General features: G+C 58.1%; 19 protein-coding genes. 15 read left to right on the top strand and 4 right to left on the bottom strand.

Going from position 1 to position 17,157, the window contains the following annotated elements:
• Positions 1-48 precede the first annotated feature (48 nt).
• The 5 genes from MFP24_RS19355 (at position 49) to hisP (ending at position 4,157) form a co-directional block, all read left to right on the top strand.
• On the top strand, positions 49-618 hold the full coding sequence (locus MFP24_RS19355; RefSeq protein WP_249231913.1) for a UbiX family flavin prenyltransferase: 570 nt from the start codon (positions 49-51) through the stop codon (positions 616-618).
• Positions 619-1,012: 394 nt separating this feature from the next.
• A complete protein-coding gene (locus MFP24_RS19350; protein WP_249231912.1) occupies positions 1,013-1,792 on the top strand; it encodes a lysine/arginine/ornithine ABC transporter substrate-binding protein in 780 nt (259 codons plus the stop codon).
• Positions 1,793-1,969: 177 nt separating this feature from the next.
• A complete protein-coding gene (locus MFP24_RS19345) occupies positions 1,970-2,659 on the top strand; it encodes a histidine ABC transporter permease HisQ (protein WP_249231911.1) in 690 nt (229 codons plus the stop codon).
• Complete coding sequence (locus MFP24_RS19340) at positions 2,652-3,368, top strand: ABC transporter permease (protein WP_249231910.1); 717 nt, start codon at positions 2,652-2,654, stop codon at positions 3,366-3,368. Before MFP24_RS19345 ends, MFP24_RS19340 begins: the two co-directional genes overlap by 8 nt.
• A 15-nt stretch (positions 3,369-3,383) precedes the next feature.
• Complete coding sequence (hisP, locus tag MFP24_RS19335) at positions 3,384-4,157, top strand: histidine ABC transporter ATP-binding protein HisP (RefSeq protein WP_249231909.1); 774 nt, start codon at positions 3,384-3,386, stop codon at positions 4,155-4,157.
• A gap of 22 nt (positions 4,158-4,179) precedes the next feature.
• On the opposite strand, the gene MFP24_RS19330 is transcribed toward hisP, so the two are convergent.
• The 3 genes from MFP24_RS19330 to yfcG all read right to left on the bottom strand — a co-directional run bounded on the left by MFP24_RS19330 (position 4,180) and on the right by yfcG (position 6,240).
• Positions 4,180-5,085 (bottom strand): TIGR01777 family oxidoreductase, encoded by a 906-nt coding sequence (locus tag MFP24_RS19330; protein ID WP_249231908.1) that lies wholly within the window; start codon positions 5,083-5,085, stop codon positions 4,180-4,182.
• Between the two features lie 68 nt (positions 5,086-5,153).
• Entirely contained in the window at positions 5,154-5,531 is a 378-nt protein-coding gene (gene folX, locus MFP24_RS19325) for a dihydroneopterin triphosphate 2'-epimerase (protein ID WP_249231907.1), read from the bottom strand.
• Positions 5,532-5,613: 82 nt separating this feature from the next.
• The gene (gene yfcG, locus MFP24_RS19320) at positions 5,614-6,240 is read right to left on the bottom strand and encodes a GSH-dependent disulfide bond oxidoreductase (RefSeq protein WP_249231906.1); all 627 of its coding nucleotides are present in this window, start codon (positions 6,238-6,240) and stop codon (positions 5,614-5,616) included.
• Between the two features lie 412 nt (positions 6,241-6,652).
• Between yfcG and eat the strand changes: the two genes are divergently transcribed.
• The 5 genes from eat (at position 6,653) to yfcD (ending at position 11,687) form a co-directional block, all read left to right on the top strand.
• A complete protein-coding gene (eat, locus tag MFP24_RS19315; RefSeq protein WP_249231905.1) occupies positions 6,653-8,038 on the top strand; it encodes an ethanolamine permease in 1,386 nt (461 codons plus the stop codon).
• A 68-nt stretch (positions 8,039-8,106) separates the two neighbouring features.
• Positions 8,107-9,498 carry an ethanolamine ammonia-lyase subunit EutB gene (locus MFP24_RS19310; protein ID WP_249231904.1) on the top strand — a complete coding sequence of 464 codons (1,392 nt, stop codon included), beginning with the start codon at positions 8,107-8,109 and terminating at the stop codon, positions 9,496-9,498.
• A complete protein-coding gene (gene eutC, locus MFP24_RS19305; RefSeq protein WP_249231903.1) occupies positions 9,495-10,289 on the top strand; it encodes an ethanolamine ammonia-lyase subunit EutC in 795 nt (264 codons plus the stop codon). The genes MFP24_RS19310 and eutC overlap by 4 nt, the downstream gene beginning before the upstream one ends.
• 203 nt (positions 10,290-10,492) lie before the next feature.
• The gene (yfcE, locus tag MFP24_RS19300; RefSeq protein WP_249231902.1) at positions 10,493-11,044 is read left to right on the top strand and encodes a phosphodiesterase; all 552 of its coding nucleotides are present in this window, start codon (positions 10,493-10,495) and stop codon (positions 11,042-11,044) included.
• Between the two features lie 82 nt (positions 11,045-11,126).
• On the top strand, positions 11,127-11,687 hold the full coding sequence (gene yfcD / locus MFP24_RS19295) for an NUDIX hydrolase YfcD (RefSeq protein WP_249231901.1): 561 nt from the start codon (positions 11,127-11,129) through the stop codon (positions 11,685-11,687).
• Positions 11,688-11,746: 59 nt separating this feature from the next.
• Here yfcD and MFP24_RS19290 read toward each other — a convergent pair whose 3' ends face one another.
• Positions 11,747-12,766, bottom strand: a complete 1,020-nt coding sequence (locus tag MFP24_RS19290; RefSeq protein ID WP_249231900.1) for a LacI family DNA-binding transcriptional regulator — start codon at positions 12,764-12,766, stop codon at positions 11,747-11,749.
• A gap of 305 nt (positions 12,767-13,071) precedes the next feature.
• Between MFP24_RS19290 and MFP24_RS19285 the strand changes: the two genes are divergently transcribed.
• The 5 genes from MFP24_RS19285 (at position 13,072) to MFP24_RS19265 (ending at position 17,119) form a co-directional block, all read left to right on the top strand.
• A complete protein-coding gene (locus MFP24_RS19285; RefSeq protein WP_249231899.1) occupies positions 13,072-13,515 on the top strand; it encodes a PTS sugar transporter subunit IIA in 444 nt (147 codons plus the stop codon).
• 122 nt (positions 13,516-13,637) lie between these two features.
• The gene (locus tag MFP24_RS19280) at positions 13,638-13,910 is read left to right on the top strand and encodes a PTS sugar transporter subunit IIB (RefSeq protein ID WP_249231898.1); all 273 of its coding nucleotides are present in this window, start codon (positions 13,638-13,640) and stop codon (positions 13,908-13,910) included.
• Between the two features lie 24 nt (positions 13,911-13,934).
• Positions 13,935-15,326 carry a PTS ascorbate transporter subunit IIC gene (gene ulaA / locus MFP24_RS19275; protein WP_249231897.1) on the top strand — a complete coding sequence of 464 codons (1,392 nt, stop codon included), beginning with the start codon at positions 13,935-13,937 and terminating at the stop codon, positions 15,324-15,326.
• A gap of 10 nt (positions 15,327-15,336) precedes the next feature.
• The gene (locus MFP24_RS19270) at positions 15,337-16,170 is read left to right on the top strand and encodes a transketolase (protein WP_249231896.1); all 834 of its coding nucleotides are present in this window, start codon (positions 15,337-15,339) and stop codon (positions 16,168-16,170) included.
• The gene (locus MFP24_RS19265; protein WP_249231895.1) at positions 16,163-17,119 is read left to right on the top strand and encodes a transketolase family protein; all 957 of its coding nucleotides are present in this window, start codon (positions 16,163-16,165) and stop codon (positions 17,117-17,119) included. The genes MFP24_RS19270 and MFP24_RS19265 overlap by 8 nt, the downstream gene beginning before the upstream one ends.
• Positions 17,120-17,157: the final 38 nt, after the last annotated feature.

Raw genomic sequence — 17,157 nt, 5'->3', positions numbered from 1 at the left:
CGTTATTCGCGTTGAGCATCAGGCGCGCTCAGTCCAGAGGCAGTATTGATGAAACGACTTATTATTGGCATTTCCGGCGCCAGCGGCGTGATTTACGGCGTCCGCCTGCTGCAGGTGCTACGGGCGGTTGAGGGAATAGAAACCCATCTGATTATCAGTCAGGCGGCGCGGCAGACGCTGCCGCTGGAGTCTGATTTCACCCTGCGCGAGGTTCAGGCGCTGGCGGATGTGGTGCACGATACGCGCGATATCGCCGCCAGCCTCTCTTCCGGATCGTTCAAGACGGCGGGAATGGTGATTTTGCCCTGCTCGATCAAAACCCTGTCGGGGATCGCCCATAGCTACAGCGATACGTTGCTGACGCGGGCGGCGGACGTGGTGCTGAAGGAGCGTCGCCCGCTGGTGCTTTGCGTGCGTGAAACGCCGCTGCATCTGGGGCATTTGCGCATTATGACCCAGGCGGTGGAGCTGGGGGCGGTTATTATGCCGCCGGTGCCCGCTTTTTATCATCGCCCGCAAACGGTGCAGGATATTATCGATCAGACGGTAAACCGCGTGCTCGACCAGTTTGATATTGCGCTGCCGCAGGATCTGTTTACCCGCTGGCAGGGGGCGTGACGGCGGCCTGTTTTTCGGGCATCGACCGGCCGCCGGGGAAAGGGGTGAAATAACGGCAATGCTCCGTTATGGGGCTTTTTTCCGCTGGCGCACCGTTTTATTGCGTCAATGCACTAATATTGTGCGCGCGGGGCGCCGTGTTTACCGTCGCGTGCTGTCGCGCGGCGGTTTTTTATGCGAGATTACGGGGTTAATTCATTAATAATCAAATGGTTATTTTGGCCGTTGCGCGATATATTCGTCCGGTGACGTAGTTAATGCGACTTTCTTCTTTTGGCATGAAAACTGCAATGTTCCGCAGTGGCAAACAGCTAGCCGTCTTTAAAGCAAGCAATCGCTCTGATACAGACGCACCACATTTGACCTTCAATCACTTATTGGCAAAGGTAGCAATATGAAAAAACTGATAAAAGTTTTACCGCTGGCATTCATTCTGGCCGCAGGAAGCGCCATGGCCGACATTCCCAAAAATATTAAATTTGGCACCGATCCCACCTATGCTCCCTTTGAGTCTAAAAACAGCAGCGGCGAACTGGTTGGGTTTGATATCGATCTGACCAAAGCGTTATGCCAGCGCATCGCGGCTAACTGCACCTTTGTTGAAAGTGACTTTGATGCGTTGATTCCGTCGCTGAAGGCGAAAAAAATCGACGCCATTATCTCTTCGCTCTCCATCACCGAAAAACGTCAGCAGGAAATTGCTTTTACTGAAAAACTTTACGCCGCCAATGCCCGGCTGATCGCCAAAAAAGACGCCGGGATTGAACCGACGACGGCGTCCCTGGGCGGGAAACGCGTCGGCGTATTACAGGGCACCACGCAGGAATCTTACGCCAATGCGTACTGGCAGCCGAAAGGCATCGACGTCGTCGCCTACCAGAACCAGGACTTGATCTACGCCGACCTGACCGCGGGGCGCATCGATGCCGCGTTTCAGGATGAGGTGGCGGGCAGCGAAGGTTTCCTGAAGCTGGCTGTCGGCAAGGATTATGCGTTTGCCGGCCCGGCGGTAAAAGATGACAAATATTTCGGCGTCGGGACCGGCATCGGGCTGCGTAAAGCGGATACTGAGCTGAAGGCCGCGCTGGATAAGGCCTTTGAGGAAATACGCAAAGACGGCACCTACGATACCCTGGCGAAAAAATACTTCGATTTTGATGTCTACGGCGGCTAAGCCTCCGTTATCGGCTGTTTAGGACGTTGATAAACCGCGACGCTAGACCGCGGTTTATCAGCGTGCCCGCCCGCGCGGGCACAACGCCGGCAAAGGTCCGCACGACGGATTCAGGAAGCCCGTCGCACCGCAATGCCTGGCGGTTAACCTCCATTTTACTCTTAACGGATATGAGCAATGCTGTATGGCTATTCGCAATTAATTCTGGATGGCGCGGCGATGACGCTGGAGCTGGCGGTGAGTTCGCTGCTGCTGGCGTTGGTCATCGGGCTGATCGGCGCCGGCGCCAAGCTGTCCGCCAATCGGCTGCTGTCGGGATGTTTCTCCTGCTATACCACGCTGATCCGCGGCGTGCCCGATCTGGTGCTGATGCTGCTGATTTTTTACGGTCTGCAGATCGCGCTGAACGGCGTAACGGAAGCGCTGGGGGTCGGCCAGATAGATATCGATCCGCTTACGGCGGGGATTATCACCCTGGGTTTTATCTACGGCGCCTATTTTACCGAGACCTTCCGCGGCGCCTATCAGGCGGTGCCTCCCGGCCAGATTGAAGCGGCGGTGGCGTTTGGTTTTTCTCCGCTGAAAGTATTTCGCCGCATACTGTTTCCCTCGATGATGCGCTTCGCCTTGCCGGGCATCGGCAATAACTGGCAGGTGATCCTGAAGGCCACCGCGCTGGTGTCGCTGCTCGGTCTGAACGATGTGATCAAGGCCACGCAGCTGGCGGGCAAAGGCGCCCATGAGCCGTTTTATTTCGCGCTGGTCGCCGGGGCGATGTATCTGATCTTTACCACCCTGTCCAACGGCGTGCTGTGGTGGCTGGAAAAACACTATTCGGCGGGAGTCAAAAAAATAAGCTATGAGTGAGATCCTGCAACAATACTGGCAGCCTCTGCTGTGGAGCGACGGCTATCGCCTTACCGGGTTGGCGATGACCATGTGGCTGCTGATTTCTTCGGTGGTTATCGGCGGTATGCTGGCGCTGCCGCTGGCGGTGGCCCGGGTGTCGCCCAGACGGCGATTCAGCCTGCCGGTCTGGCTGTTTACCTATGTGTTCCGCGGTACGCCGCTGTACGTGCAGCTGCTGGTGTTTTACTCCGGCGTCTACAGCCTGGAAATGGTGCGCGGCAGCGATCTGTTAAATGCCTTTTTCCGCAGCGGCCTCAATTGCGCCATTCTGGCGCTGACGTTAAATACCTGCGCCTACACCACGGAGATTTTCGCCGGCGCCATCCGCTCGGTTCCCCACGGCGAGATCGAAGCGGCCAGGGCCTACGGTTTTTCGCGCTTTAAGCAGTATCGCTGCATTATTTTACCCGGCGCGCTGCGGATTGCGCTGCCGGCCTACAGCAATGAAGTGATCCTGATGCTGCACTCCACGGCGCTGGCGTTTACCGTCACGGTGCCGGATATTTTGAAAATCGCCCGCGATATCAATGCCGCAACCTACCAGCCGTTCCACGCTTTCGGCATCGCCGCGGCGATCTATCTGGCGATTTCTTTTGCGTTAATCGGGCTGTTCAGAAAAGCGGAACAGCGCTGGTTACGCCATCTTGATACCCGTTCATCCCATTAAAACCAGGAACAGAGTATGTCGAATAATCAGCTGATGGTGACGGATCTGCATAAACGTTATGGTCAGCATGAAGTGCTGAAGGGCGTTTCGCTACAGGCTAACGCCGGGGATGTGATTTCGATTATCGGATCGTCCGGCTCCGGCAAAAGCACCCTGCTGCGCTGCATCAACTTTTTGGAAAAGCCCTGCGAAGGGACCATTTACGTCAACGACCAGGAAATCCGCATGGTGCGCGATAACGACGGTCAGTTGAAGGTGTTCGATAAAAAACAGCTGCAGATGCTGCGCACCCGTCTGACGATGGTGTTTCAGCATTTTAACCTGTGGAGCTTTATGACCGCGCTGGAAAACGTGATGGAGGCGCCGGTTCAGGTATTGGGGTTGAGTAAGGCCGAGGCGCGCCAGCGTGCGGCGTTTTATCTGGATAAAGTGGGCATCACCGGGGAGGCGCAGAGTAAATACCCGGCCAATCTCTCCGGCGGACAGCAGCAGCGGGTATCTATCGCGCGGGCGCTGGCGATGGAGCCGGAAGTGCTGCTATTCGACGAACCCACCTCGGCGCTGGATCCGGAGCTGGTCGGCGAGGTGTTGCGTATTATGCAGCAACTGGCGGAAGAGGGGAAAACGATGGTGGTGGTCACCCATGAAATGGAGTTTGCGCGCCACGTTTCCAGCCATGTGATTTTTCTGCATCAGGGCGTGATTGAAGAAGAAGGGCCGCCGGATGTGCTGTTCGGCAGCCCCAAAAGCCCCCGCTTACAGCAGTTTCTGTCGGGGAATTTGAAATAGCGTCGTTCCGGCTGGCGTTGCGTCAGCCGGTTTTTTTCGTCACGTCGCGCAGCGCCTCTTCCAGTTCAAAAAAGCGAAAGCCGAAACCCGCCGCCTCCAGCCGCTGCGGAATGGCCCGCTGTCCGCCCAGCACCAGCGTGGCGGCTTCCCCCATCAGCAGCTTGATGGCCCAGGCGGGAGCGCGCACCAATCCCGGCCGATTCAGCACCTGCGCCAGCATGGCCGAAAACTGCTCGTTGCGCACCGGATAGGGCGACACCATATTGAACGGGCCGCTAAGCACAGTGTTATCCAGCAGATAAATAATCCCGTTCACCATATCGTCGAGATGAATCCAAGGCATGTACTGTTTGCCGGACCCCAGCGGGCCGCCAAGGCCGAGACGGAAGAGCGGCAACATCTTGGCCAGCGCGCCGCCCTGCGCGGAAAGGACGATGCCGGTGCGCAACAGGCAGACGCGGGTTTTGTCGCTCTCGGCGGACTGCGCCAGCGCTTCCCAGCGGGCGCACAGGTGATGGGTGAATTCGTTGGCGGGGGTTTCATCCTCCGTCACCAGCGCCGCCCCCTGATCGCCGTAATAGCCCACGGCGGAACCGGAAATAAAAACGGCGGGCGGTTCGCTGCTGGCGTTAATCAGGTTGGCGAGGCGTTCGGTAATACTCCAGCGGCTCTGGCTCAGGCGCTGTTTCTGCTGCGGGGTCCAGCGTTTGTCGGCGATCGGCTCGCCCGCCAGATTAATCACGCCGTCGAAATCGTTCAGCGCGGTTTTATTGTTCAGCGTCGACCAGTATTCCACCTTATCGCCCAGTCGTTTGCGGGCGCGTTCGGGATCGCGGGTCAATACGGTGACCTGGTGGGAAAGCAACTGTAATCGTTCAATCAGATGGCGGCCGATAAGACCGGTTCCACCGGTAATTAATAATTGCATATCTTACCTCATTGAGAACCCATGCCGGCCAGGGGGATGTCATAAGGCTTTTTCCTGACGGGCCACGGCTAGCGTAATTCCTTGTAATAGCGCATGGTCATGGAGACCGAGTCGGCGTAGCGCAGGGCGAAGGGTTTATCCACTTCAACTTCAGCATAGGTGATCCAGTCATGATTGCTGGCGATATCAAGCACATCCTGGGTTAATTTTTCCAGCAGGGAAAAACGGTTCTCCTCAATATGGCGAATAATACTCTTAGTGATCGTGCGGTAGTTCAACGCATCATCGATCTTCTCGCTATGGCGCGCGCGCGCCGCCGGGTAGTGGATCGTCACGTTGACCACAATATCCTGCCGGTTATTGATCTCTTCTTCTTTAATTCCAATGAACGTGCGTAACCTCAGGTTTTTTATACGAATAATAGCATCGGTGTTGCTGTGTGGCATTCATCGGCCCTCGGTGATATGGATGTTTGGCTAACCATACCAGAAGATAACCGAAGGCCGAATGGGATGAATAGCAGAATGATTACCGCTCAGCCAATTTGTAGGCGCGCTCGGTGGCCGGACGGGCGTTAATCCGCTCATACCAGCTTTTCACCGCCGGATAGTCGCCAAGATCGATACGCTGGCGGGCATATGAGACCACCCACGGATAGGTGGCGATATCGGCGATACTGTAGTTTTCGCCCGCCAGCCAAGGGCTTTTCTGCAACTGCTTATCCAATACGCGGTATAAGCGCTGCGTTTCCTGCTGATAACGCTCAATGGCGTAGGGAACGGGCTGCGGCGCATAGTGGTTGAAGTGGTGGTTTTGCCCCAGCATCGGACCGAAGCCGGCGACCTGCCAGAATAACCATTGCAGCGTCGCCGTGCGTTCGCGCAGATCCCGGCTCAGCAGGGCGCCGCTTTTTTCCGCCAGATAGAGCAGGATCGCCCCCGACTCGAACAGGTTGATGGCGGCGCCGCCATCGGCGGGCTGATGATCGACGATCGCCGGGATCTTGTTGTTGGGCGAGATGGCCAGAAACGCCGGTTTAAACTGCTCGCCGGTGCTGATATTAACGTGATGAAGCTGGTAGGGAATATTTGTTTCTTCAAGAAAAAGGGTGATTTTATGCCCGTTGGGGGTAGGGGCGTAATAGAGATCAATCATAAATAGCGTCTCCGTTGCTGGAACTGCGTGACTATTGATCGCATTTGATCACGTTGCCGTTCGGTCAGGATTAACCGCCGGGTTAACCCGCCGTTTCTGAAAAGCCGGGAGATTACCCTACCACTTCTGCGGCGGGAAAATAAGCGGCGCAGAGCTAATCTTGTGGCGCGGATCAAGCTGCCATAAACCGGGCCGGCGCTCGGATTGCCCGCGCGTTTTGCCTCTCAACGGTGCATGCCCTGAAATTATGCAGCAAATGCCGCATTGTGGAGCAGCCCGTCTCGGCACGGTGCGCAGGACGGCGACGGGTCGTTTGGCCGATCGGCTCTGGGCGGGCTAATTTTCTCTTTGGCCATCTGGTACGGTCTTTGCAATATCCCTGGATAATATATTGATATCAAGGGATGGATGTATGAAAAGCAACAACGCGGAACCGGGGTTAAAACGCACCCTGGGCAGTTTCCATTTATGGGGGATCGCCGTCGGGCTGGTGATTTCCGGTGAATATTTCGGCTGGAGCTATGGCTGGGCGCAGGCCGGCACGCTGGGGTTCCTGATCACCGCATTGGCGATCGCCGCCATGTATTGCGCCTTTATCTTCAGCTTCACCGAGCTGACCACCTCGATACCCCATGCCGGCGGTCCGTTCGCCTACGCCTACCGCGCTTTTGGCCCGACCGGCGGTTTTATCGCCGGGTTCGCCACGCTGATCGAGTTTGTGTTTGCCCCGCCGGCTATTTCAATGGCCATCGGCGCCTATCTGAACGTGCAGTTTCCGGCGCTGGACCCCAAATGGGTCGCCGTCAGCGCCTATCTGGTTTTTATGGGGCTCAATATTCTGGGCGTCGGCATCGCCGCCACCTTTGAACTGCTGGTCACCCTATTGGCGATTTTCGAACTGTTGGTGTTTATGGGCGTGGTCGCTCCCGGTTTTGAATGGGACAACTTCACCAATCTGGGCTGGGCGGGGTCAGACGAATTCAGCACGGTGGCGATCTCCGGTATTTTTGCCGCCATTCCGTTCGCCATCTGGTTCTTTCTGGCGATTGAAGGAGCGGCGATGGCCGCCGAAGAGGCTAAAGATCCGCGCCGCACCATTCCGCGCGCCTTTATCTGCGGCATCCTCACCTTAACCCTGCTGGCGCTGGGCGTCATGCTGTTTGCCGGCGGCGTGGGAGACTGGCGTCAACTGGCGAATATCAACGATCCGCTGCCCCAGGCCATGAAGCTGATCGTCGGCGGCAACAGCGGCTGGCTGCATATGCTGGTATGGCTCGGGCTGTTCGGTCTGATCGCGTCGTTCCACGGCATTATCATGGGCTATTCCCGGCAGATATTCGCGCTGGCGCGGGCGGGCTATCTGCCTAAGCCGCTGGCGCGCATCCATACCCGTTTCCGTACGCCTCACCGGGCGATTCTGGCCGGAGGCGTGGTCGGCATCGCCGCCATTTTCTCCGATTCGCTGGTCACCATCGGCGGGCAGCCGCTGACGGCCAATATCGTCACCATGTCGGTATTCGGCGCCATTGTGATGTATATCACTTCAATGGCGTCGCTGTTTAAACTGCGGCGTAGCGAACCTGCGCTGGACCGTCCGTTCCGCGCCCCCTGGTATCCCTTTGCCCCGGCGTTTGCGCTGGTGATGGCGCTAATCTGTCTGGCGGCCATGGTGTATTACAATAGCTTATTGGCGACGATCTTCGCCGCCATGATGCTGATAGGCTACGGCTGGTTCCGCCTGACCGGCGAATCGCGCGATGCCGCCGCGCTGGACCCGCAGCTGACGGCGTCCAAGTAAGCGACGGATTAAACACCGCCCGCCCGTTATCCCGACGGCGGACGGTTCAACACCATTGAGGCGCAAGCATGTATCAGACTACGCTGAGTCACCGCAGCTACCGTTTTAATGATTTGCGCGAGCTGATGGCCAAGGCGTCGCCGGCGCGTTCCGGCGATGTTCTGGCCGGCGTGGCGGCGCAAAGCGCCGAGGAACGTATGGCGGCGCGCATGGCGCTGGCCGATCTGCCGCTGGATACCTTTCTGCGGCAGGCGCTGATTCCTTACGAACAGGATGAGGTGACGCGGCTTATTATCGATACGCATGACCATCAGGCGTTTGCCGCGATTTCTCATCTGACGGTGGGGGATTTTCGCAACTGGCTGTTAAGCGAAGGCACCGATAGCGCGCTGCTGGCCCGGGTCGCCCCCGGCATCACGCCGGAAATGGCGGCGGCCGTCAGTAAAATCATGCGTAATCAGGACCTGATCCTGGCGGCCAAAAAATGCCGCATCACCACCCGATTCCGCAACACCATCGGCCTGCCCGGACACATTAGCGTGCGGTTGCAGCCGAATCACCCGACCGACGATCTGAAAGGCATCGCGGCAAGCATGCTGGATGGCCTGCTGTACGGCAGCGGCGATGCGGTGGTGGGCATCAACCCCGCCAGCGACAGCCTGCCGCTGCTGGAAAAACTGAACTACATGCTGGATGACGTCATCAGCCGTTTCGCCATCCCGACGCAATCCTGCGTGCTGACGCACGTTACCAATACCCTGCAATTGATGGAGCGGGGCGCTCCCGTCGATCTGGTGTTCCAGTCGATCGCCGGCACCGAGGCCACCAACGCCGGCTTTGGTTTTAATCTGGCCACGCTGGAAGAAGCGCATCAGGCGGCATTAAGCCTGAAGCGCGGTACGGTGGGCGATAACGTAATGTATTTTGAAACCGGGCAGGGGAGCTGCCTGTCCGCCAACGCGCATCACGGGGTGGATCAGCAAACCTGCGAGGCGCGGGCCTATGCGGTGGCCCGTCGCTTCTCTCCGCTGCTGGTGAATACGGTGGTGGGGTTTATCGGCCCCGAATATCTGTATGACGGCAAACAGATTATCCGCGCCGGGCTGGAGGATCATTTCTGCGGCAAGCTGCTGGGCGTCCCGCTGGGATGCGATGTGTGTTACACCAACCATGCCGAGGCCGACCAGGATGATATGGACACGCTGCTGACCCTGCTCGCCAATGCCGGACTGACGTTTCTGATGGGCGTTCCGGGCGCGGACGACATTATGCTCAACTATCAGAGCACCTCCTTCCATGACGCCCTTTACATCCGCGAACTGCTGGGGCTGAAGCATGCGCCGGAGTTCGGCGCCTGGCTGGAGCAGATGAGGATCATCGACGCACAGGGCCGCCTGTGCGATGCCGGCAGTCAGCACCCGCTATTACGGCATCAACCCTATCTGGAGGAGAACGCATGAGTAAGGTGATCCACGCTAATCCCTGGGAGGCGCTGCGCGAGTTTACCGCCGCGCGCATCGCGCTGGGGCGCGCCGGGGCCAGCATGCCGACGGGGGAGCTGTTGAAGTTCGGCCTGGCCCACGCTCAGGCCCGCGATGCCGTGCATCAGGCGTTCGACAGTGAAACGCTGGCTCGCCGCCTGGAAAGCGCGGGACTGAAAACCCTTAGGGTGCACAGCGCCGCGCAAAGCCGGGAGCAGTATCTCTGCCGGCCCGATTTAGGGCGCCGGCTTGCCGATGAGAGCCGCGAGCTGCTGCGGGACTCGTCCGTCAAGCCGGCCGATCTGCTGCTGGTGGTGGGCGACGGCCTCTCTTCCAAGGCGGTGCATCGGCAGGCCGCGCCGTTAATCGCGGCGCTGCTGCCTTATCTTTCCCGTCTGGGACTATCGTTGGCGCCCGTCGTGCTGGCGCATCAGTCGCGCGTGGCGCTGGGAGACGATATCGGCGAGTGTTTGCAGGCCAGGGCCGTCGCCATTCTGATCGGCGAGCGGCCGGGGCTCTCTTCACCGGACAGTCTGAGCGTTTATCTGACCTGGGGGCCCCATACCCGGCGTCTGGAGTCGGAGCGCAACTGTATTTCCAATATCCGTCCCGAAGGGCTGGATTATCCCCAGGCCGCCTTTAAGCTGGCCTGGCTGCTGGAGCAGTGCTTCCTGCGCCGCCTGTCGGGGATTCGGCTGAAGGACGAAAGCGACAATCCCGCGTTGCACGGGCGCATCGCGCCGCCGTCCGCCGGGTTGCCGTCACGCTAGCGTTTTTCCCCGCGTGAAAACGGCCTGGCGGCGACGGCGCGATTTATCCTGAATTCGGGGTAAGACCGGCGGCGTAACTTTGTTAAACTATGGAGGTATGACTGATAACGTGCTTTGGGGCGTAACCAAAGTCACTGGAGTCGCCGCCAACCCTGTTTTACCTTGACAAGGCGGCGACTGCGATGCGAGGAAAGGTATAAACGATGAAATTAATGTTTGCTTCAGACATCCACGGATCTCTGGCCGCCACCGATCGGGTGCTGGATATTTTTGAGCAAAGCGACGCCGCGTGGTTGATCCTGCTGGGTGATTTTCTGAATCACGGTCCGCGCAATCCATTGCCCGAACGCTACCTGCCGGCGGATGTCGCCGCCCGGCTGAACGCCTATGCGCGGCGTATCATTGCGGTACGGGGAAACTGCGACAGCGAGGTGGATCAGATGCTGCTTGATTTCCCGGTGACGGCGCCTTGGCAACATGTGCTATTGCCGAAAAATCGTCTTTTCCTTACCCACGGCCACCTCTATCATCCCGACAATCTTCCGCCGTTAAATACCGATGACGTGCTGGTTTACGGCCATACGCATATTCCCGTGGCGGAGAAGCGGGGTGACCTATACTACTTTAATCCCGGTTCGGTGAGTCTGCCTAAAGGCGGCTACCCCGCCAGCTACGGGATGCTGGCGCAAGGCGCCTTACAGGTTCTTCCGCTGCAAGGCGGCGAGCCTATTGCACAAGTGACGATTAGCTACTAATTTAGCGGTTGTCGCCCGGCAACACACCATTATTCAACACCGACGCGCGCGGCAACGCGCCAATACTAAAGGGTTTCAGAGGATGGCGGAACAAAGTCAGTCAGCAGGCACCGAGTGGGTGGATATCGTCGATGAAAACAATCAGGTTATCGCCCAATCCAGTCGTCAGCAGATGCGTGCTCAGAGTCTGCGTCATCGGGCTACTTATATCGTTGTGCATGACGGCATGGGGAAAATCCTGGTTCAGCGCCGGACCGAAAGCAAAGATTTCTATCCGGGATGGCTGGACGCGACGGCCGGCGGCGTCGTGCAGAGCGGAGAGAATATGCTGGAGTCCGCCCGGCGTGAGGCGGAGGAGGAGCTCGGTATTGCCGGGGTGCCCTTTGCCGAACACGGTTTATTTTACTACGAAGGGGAAAATTGCCGGGTGTGGGGGGGATTATTCAGCTGCGTCACGCACGGGCCGTTTGCGCTTCAGGAGACGGAAATCGACGAGGTAAGCTGGCTGACGCCCGAAGAGATCACCGCCCGCTGCGACGAGTTTACGCCCGATTCGCTCAAGGCTTTGTCGCTGTGGCTGACGCGCTACAGCGATAAACACTACGGCAAGCCGCTGACGGCGCCTCTCGACGCCGCCGAGTAGCGGCTTCGCCGCCCCGCCGTTTTTCGACGGCGGGGCGTTTATCGCGTCGCGATTTCCCGCTAAAAGCTGCTGCGCCTGCATAGGGTGGACGCGATGACATCGGCCACCTGACTCTCTTCATTGTTCAGCCGCGCCAGCAGCGCTTTACCCGCCTGTACCCCTATCTCCCTGAACGGCACCGTCATGGTGGTCAGCGGCGGCTGGCATACCTGGCTGACGTCGCTATTGCCGAATCCCACCACCGCCAGATCGTCCGGCACTTTAATGCGCCGGCGCTGGCATTCGTACAGTACCCCGCAGGCCATTTCATCCGACAGGCAGATAAGCGCATCCAGTTCGGGCCAGGCCAGCAAAAACTCCGGCAACTGATGAGCGCCGGTGCTGAAATTGGCCGGGCTGGAGGCGTTGATTACCCGGTGCGGCGACATATGGTTGCGCAGCATGGCTTTATGCCAGCCTTGCAGATACTGCTTGAACAGCCACTGCTCCTGATTGGCGCACAGCAGGCCGATATTCTGATAGCCGCGCTCGACCACCGCCTGGGTGAGCAGATCCATCGCCTGCGCATTGTCGATGCCGATATTCATATCGATAGGGTTATCGCTGATGGCGCCGATCTCCATGACCGGGATATGCGCCGCCGACAGCCCTTTGCGGGCGCGCTCGCTGTGCTCTACGCTGAGCAGCACCGCCGCCGCCAGGTTGTAAGACAGCAGCATATCCAGCAGCTTTTCTTCCCGCTCCATGCTGTGACGGGTTTCCGCCAGCATGATTTGATACCCGGCGGGCAGCAGTACTTTTTGCAGCCCGGCGAACATCTCCGCCGCGCCCGGTTCCGACAGGCTTGAGACCAGCATGGCGATGGAATAGGAGGAGGCGGAAGCCAGAGAGCTGGCCGCCAGATTGGGCAGATAGCCCAGCTCCTCAACCGCCGCCTCGATTTTGCTGCGCAGCTTATCGGAAACCTGTTCCGGGGTGCGCAGCGCCCGTGAAACGGTCATGGTACCGACGCCGGCAAGCTGGGCAACGTCCGATATCGTTACCCGTCCCAGGCTGCGTCTTTTTTTAATGATAGACATTCACAATCCTACACTCGCGGCCGCACCTCTCGTGCGCCGCTGAACATGGCATTCGGACACTTGCGTACCCCTGGTTTTTTGAAGGTAGTTTAACGCGAGCCTCGGGTTACCGATAGCGACGTTTTAACCAGCATCCTGCACGGTGCTTGTGTTTTGATAGCGCTATCACAAAATCCTGTTTGCGTTTTTTGATAGCGCTATCTTTGGGACGATAATCACAGTTAGACGCCTACGGCTTGATTAGAGTTTGTTCAGCGCGACGCCGCGAGTGTCGCTTGGCAACGTGTCAGGGCGAAGGAGGCACCGTGTTAAACGACTGGCTTATGCAGGACAGCATTCAGATATGCGATAGGGCGGATGACTGGCGCCAGGCCGTGGCGCTGGCGGCGGCGCCTCTAATAGCCAAAGGTATCATCTCGAATAGCTATGTGCCGGCCATTTTTCGGCAGTACGACGCGATCGGTCCCTATTTTGTCCTGGCGCCGGGCATCGCCATGCCGCATGCCCGGCCGGAAGAAGGAGCGCTTACGCTGGGCCTGTCGCTGCTTCTGGTGCGCGAAGGGGTCATTTTTCATTCGGCCGATCACGATCCGGTGCGCCTGATCGTGATGCTGTCGGCGCCCGACGGCAACAGCCATATCGAACTTATCGCGCAACTGGCGGAATTATTTTCCTGCGACGAGGCGATTACGGCGCTATTGGCGGCGCGCACGGTAGAGGAGGTGCTCGACATTATTCATCAATACTAAGCGATATTCTCTGCCGGCGACGATAGCGCGCCGGGCTAATTAAACAGACATCTCCATAGAACGGAATGGCTTATTCCGCTCCAGGATCTCGTCGTCTCTAAATTTTACGATGGAAGCACGCGATGAAAATTATGGCTATCTGTGGTTCCGGCCTAGGCAGCAGCTTTATGGTCGAAATGAATATCAAAAAGGTATTAAAAAAACTGAATATCGAGGCGGAGGTAGAACATTCGGATCTGTCGTCGGCCGTACCGAACGCGGCTGACGTCTTTGTCATGGCCCAGGATATCGCCGACAGCGCCGGCGTGCCCGCCGAACAGGTGATCGTGATTAAAAATATTGTCGATATCAATGAGTTGGAATTAAAACTCCGTGCTTACTTCAAGCTGGACTAACCCTGACACAATGGCGAGGTGGATATGTTTATCCAGGAAACGCTCAAGTTTATCGTTGATATACTCAAGGTGCCGTCGATTCTGGTCGGTATTATCGCCCTTATCGGTTTGCTGGCGCAAAAAAAGCCATTTAGCGATATCGTTAAGGGAACGGTAAAAACCATTCTGGGATTTTTGGTTCTGGCGGGCGGCGCGTCGGTATTAGTGAGCGCGCTGAATCCGCTTGGCGGCATGTTCGAATATGCGTTTAATATTCAGGGCATTATTCCGAATAATGAAGCCGTAGTCTCTATCGCGCTGGAAAAATATGGCGCCGCGACGGCCTTTATTATGGCCTTCGGTATGGTGGCGAATATTATCGTCGCCCGCTTTACCCGCTTGAAATATATCTTTCTGACCGGCCACCACACTTTTTATATGGCCTGCATGATCGCCGTCATACTGAGCGTGGCGGGGTTCGAGGGGATCGAACTGGTCTTCACCGGCGCGCTGGCGCTGGGGCTGATTATGGCGTTTTTCCCGGCCATCGCCCAGCCCTATATGCGGCGCATTACCGGCAACGACGATATCGGCTTCGGCCATTTCGGCATCATCGGCTATGTGCTGGCCGGCTGGATCGGCGACCGGGTCGGGAAAAATTCTCGCTCCACCGAGGAAATGAGCCTGCCGAAAAACCTCAGCTTCCTGCGCGACAGTTCCATCTCCATCTCCATAACCATGACGGTCATTTATCTCATCCTGGCGGTATGCGCCGGACAAAGCTTCGTCGAACAGCAGTACAGCGCAGGCCAGAACTATCTGGTGTACGCCATTATTCAGGCGATCACCTTCGCGGCGGGGGTGTTCATCATTTTGCAGGGCGTGCGGTTGATTTTGGCTGAAATCGTGCCGGCGTTCACCGGCTTTTCGGAAAAGTTGGTGCCGAACGCCCGTCCCGCCCTCGATTGCCCGGTGGTGTATCCCTATGCGCCCAACGCCGTGCTGATCGGCTTTCTGTTCAGCTTCCTGGGCGGTCTGGTCGGCCTTTTCCTGCTGGGGCAGATGAAGCTGGTGCTGATTCTGCCGGGCGTGGTGCCGCACTTTTTCACCGGCGCGACGGCGGGCGTGTTCGGCAACGCCACCGGCGGCCGCCGCGGCGCCATGCTGGGCGCGTTCGCCAACGGACTGTTGATTACTTTCCTGCCGGTACTGCTGCTGCCTGTGCTGGGCGCGATCGGACTGGCCAATACGACGTTCTCCGACGCAGATTTCGGCGTGGTGGGGATCGTGCTCGGCAACCTCGCCCGCTTTATGAATAAGGAAATGATCACGCTGTTGATCGTCGCCATCTTCGCACTGCTGGTGGCGCATAACTATCTCGGTAAAAAACGCCGTGTGGATGAACCTTCTTCGCCTGACGGCAGGAAGAATCAGTGAGGACTCTACTATGAAAGATGCAACGACGACGCGCGATTTTGCTCGCCGGATCCGTATCGAGACGCTGAAAATGCTGACCGGACTCGGGTTCGGACACTATGGCGGCTCGATGTCGGTAGTCGAGACGCTGGCTGTGTTGTACGGCGAGGTGATGCGCATTGACCCCGGCAAACCCGGCTGGCCGCAGCGCGACTATTTCGTGCTGTCCAAGGGCCATGCCGGCCCGGCGCTCTACAGCACGCTGGCGCTGTCAGGCTATTTTCCCGTCGGGCAGCTCGCGACGCTCAATCAAAACGGCACGCGGCTACCGAGTCACCCCGACCGCCGGCTCACCATCGGCGTGGACGCCACCACCGGCTCGCTAGGCCAGGGGGTGTCCATCGCCGCTGGCATGGCGCTGTCCCACAAGCTGGCCGGGCGCGATAACCGGGTGTTCTGCATTCTGGGCGACGGCGAACTGAACGAGGGACAATGCTGGGAAGCCTTCCAGTTTATCGCCCACCACTCGCTGCAGAATCTGACGCTGTTTATCGATTACAACAAACAGCAACTGGACGGCACGCTGGATGAAGTGATCCGTCCATTCGATCTGGCTGGCAAGTTTCGTGCGTTCGGTTTCGATGTCGCTACGGTCAAGGGCGACGACATCGACGCCATCCGCCAGGCCTGCGCGCCGCTGCGTCAGGCCGAGCAGCCGCCGCTGGTGGTGATTCTCGATAGCGTGAAGGGGCAGGGGGTGCCTTATCTGATGTCGTTGGCGAATTCGCACCACCTTCGCCTGACCGAAGACGTCAAACAGGAAATCGAACAGGCGATAGCTGAACTGGAGGCCGCAGATGATTAACGTTACGCTCGCGCTGGAAAAAGACAGGATAGAAATGCGCAAGGTGTATGCCAATACGGTGCGCGAACAGATTGAACGGGAGACGCCGATCATTGCGCTGGAGGCCGACCTGATGAGTTCGATGTCGATGGACGGCGTGCATAAGGACTATCCGCGCCACGTCATCAACTGCGGCATTATGGAGGCCAATGTCATCGGCGTTGCGGCGGGGCTGTCTCTCACCGGCCGAACTCCCTTCGTGCACACCTTTACGGCGTTTGCCAGCCGCCGTTGTTTCGATCAACTGTTCATGTCGCTGGATTACCAGCGCAACAATGTGAAGGTCATCGCCTCCGACGCAGGCGTCAGCGCCTGCCATAACGGCGGCACACATATGTCGTTCGAGGATATGGGTATCGTGCGCGGCCTGGCCCATTCCATTGTGTTGGAAGTGACCGACGCCGTAATGTTCCGCGATATCCTGCTGCAGCTTATGGATCTGCAGGGGTTCTACTGGGTAAGGACCATCCGTAAGCAGGCGACCAAAATCTATGAGGAAGGCTCGCGCTTTACTATCGGCAAGGCGAACCTGTTGCGCGACGGCGGCGACGTGACGTTGATCGCCAACGGAATTATGGTGGCCGAGGCGCTCAAGGCAGCGGAGATGCTGGCGCAGCGCAATGTCAGCGCGGCGGTGATCGACATGTTCACGCTCAAGCCTATCGATCGCGACATTATTCGCAGCTATGCACAGAAAACGGGACGGGTCGTGACCTGCGAAAATCACAGCATTCACAACGGACTGGGTTCGGCGGTGGCGGAAGTCCTGGTGGAGAGCTGTCCAGTGCCGATGCGGCGGATCGGCGTGAAGGAACGCTACGGCCAGGTCGGCACGCAGGATTTTCTGCAGCAGGAGTACGGTCTGACGGCGGAACATATTCTGGCGGCGGCGACGCAACTGCTCGACTAACCGAACGTTGATGTTCAGACAAAAAAAAACGCCAACCC

The organism is Brenneria tiliae, assembly GCF_023347575.1.
GTDB classification, from domain to species: domain Bacteria; phylum Pseudomonadota; class Gammaproteobacteria; order Enterobacterales; family Enterobacteriaceae; genus Brenneria; species Brenneria corticis.
The sequence above is the reverse complement of the archived record's forward strand: the minus strand, read 5'-3'. Positions and strand labels throughout refer to the sequence as shown.

Coding starts and splice junctions, on each gene's coding strand:
- MFP24_RS19265 (WP_249231895.1), top strand. CDS start 16,163: ATGATTAACGTTACGCTCGCGCTGGAAAAAGACAGGATAGAAATGCGC.
- MFP24_RS19310 (WP_249231904.1), top strand. CDS start 8,107: ATGTATCAGACTACGCTGAGTCACCGCAGCTACCGTTTTAATGATTTG.
- yfcD (WP_249231901.1), top strand. CDS start 11,127: ATGGCGGAACAAAGTCAGTCAGCAGGCACCGAGTGGGTGGATATCGTC.
- MFP24_RS19290 (WP_249231900.1), bottom strand. CDS start 12,766: ATGTCTATCATTAAAAAAAGACGCAGCCTGGGACGGGTAACGATATCG.
- MFP24_RS19270 (WP_249231896.1), top strand. CDS start 15,337: ATGAAAGATGCAACGACGACGCGCGATTTTGCTCGCCGGATCCGTATC.
- hisP (WP_249231909.1), top strand. CDS start 3,384: ATGTCGAATAATCAGCTGATGGTGACGGATCTGCATAAACGTTATGGT.
- MFP24_RS19345 (WP_249231911.1), top strand. CDS start 1,970: ATGCTGTATGGCTATTCGCAATTAATTCTGGATGGCGCGGCGATGACG.
- MFP24_RS19280 (WP_249231898.1), top strand. CDS start 13,638: ATGAAAATTATGGCTATCTGTGGTTCCGGCCTAGGCAGCAGCTTTATG.
- MFP24_RS19350 (WP_249231912.1), top strand. CDS start 1,013: ATGAAAAAACTGATAAAAGTTTTACCGCTGGCATTCATTCTGGCCGCA.
- eat (WP_249231905.1), top strand. CDS start 6,653: ATGAAAAGCAACAACGCGGAACCGGGGTTAAAACGCACCCTGGGCAGT.
- folX (WP_249231907.1), bottom strand. CDS start 5,531: ATGCCACACAGCAACACCGATGCTATTATTCGTATAAAAAACCTGAGG.
- MFP24_RS19355 (WP_249231913.1), top strand. CDS start 49: ATGAAACGACTTATTATTGGCATTTCCGGCGCCAGCGGCGTGATTTAC.
- yfcG (WP_249231906.1), bottom strand. CDS start 6,240: ATGATTGATCTCTATTACGCCCCTACCCCCAACGGGCATAAAATCACC.
- MFP24_RS19330 (WP_249231908.1), bottom strand. CDS start 5,085: ATGCAATTATTAATTACCGGTGGAACCGGTCTTATCGGCCGCCATCTG.
- ulaA (WP_249231897.1), top strand. CDS start 13,935: ATGTTTATCCAGGAAACGCTCAAGTTTATCGTTGATATACTCAAGGTG.
- yfcE (WP_249231902.1), top strand. CDS start 10,493: ATGAAATTAATGTTTGCTTCAGACATCCACGGATCTCTGGCCGCCACC.
- MFP24_RS19340 (WP_249231910.1), top strand. CDS start 2,652: ATGAGTGAGATCCTGCAACAATACTGGCAGCCTCTGCTGTGGAGCGAC.
- eutC (WP_249231903.1), top strand. CDS start 9,495: ATGAGTAAGGTGATCCACGCTAATCCCTGGGAGGCGCTGCGCGAGTTT.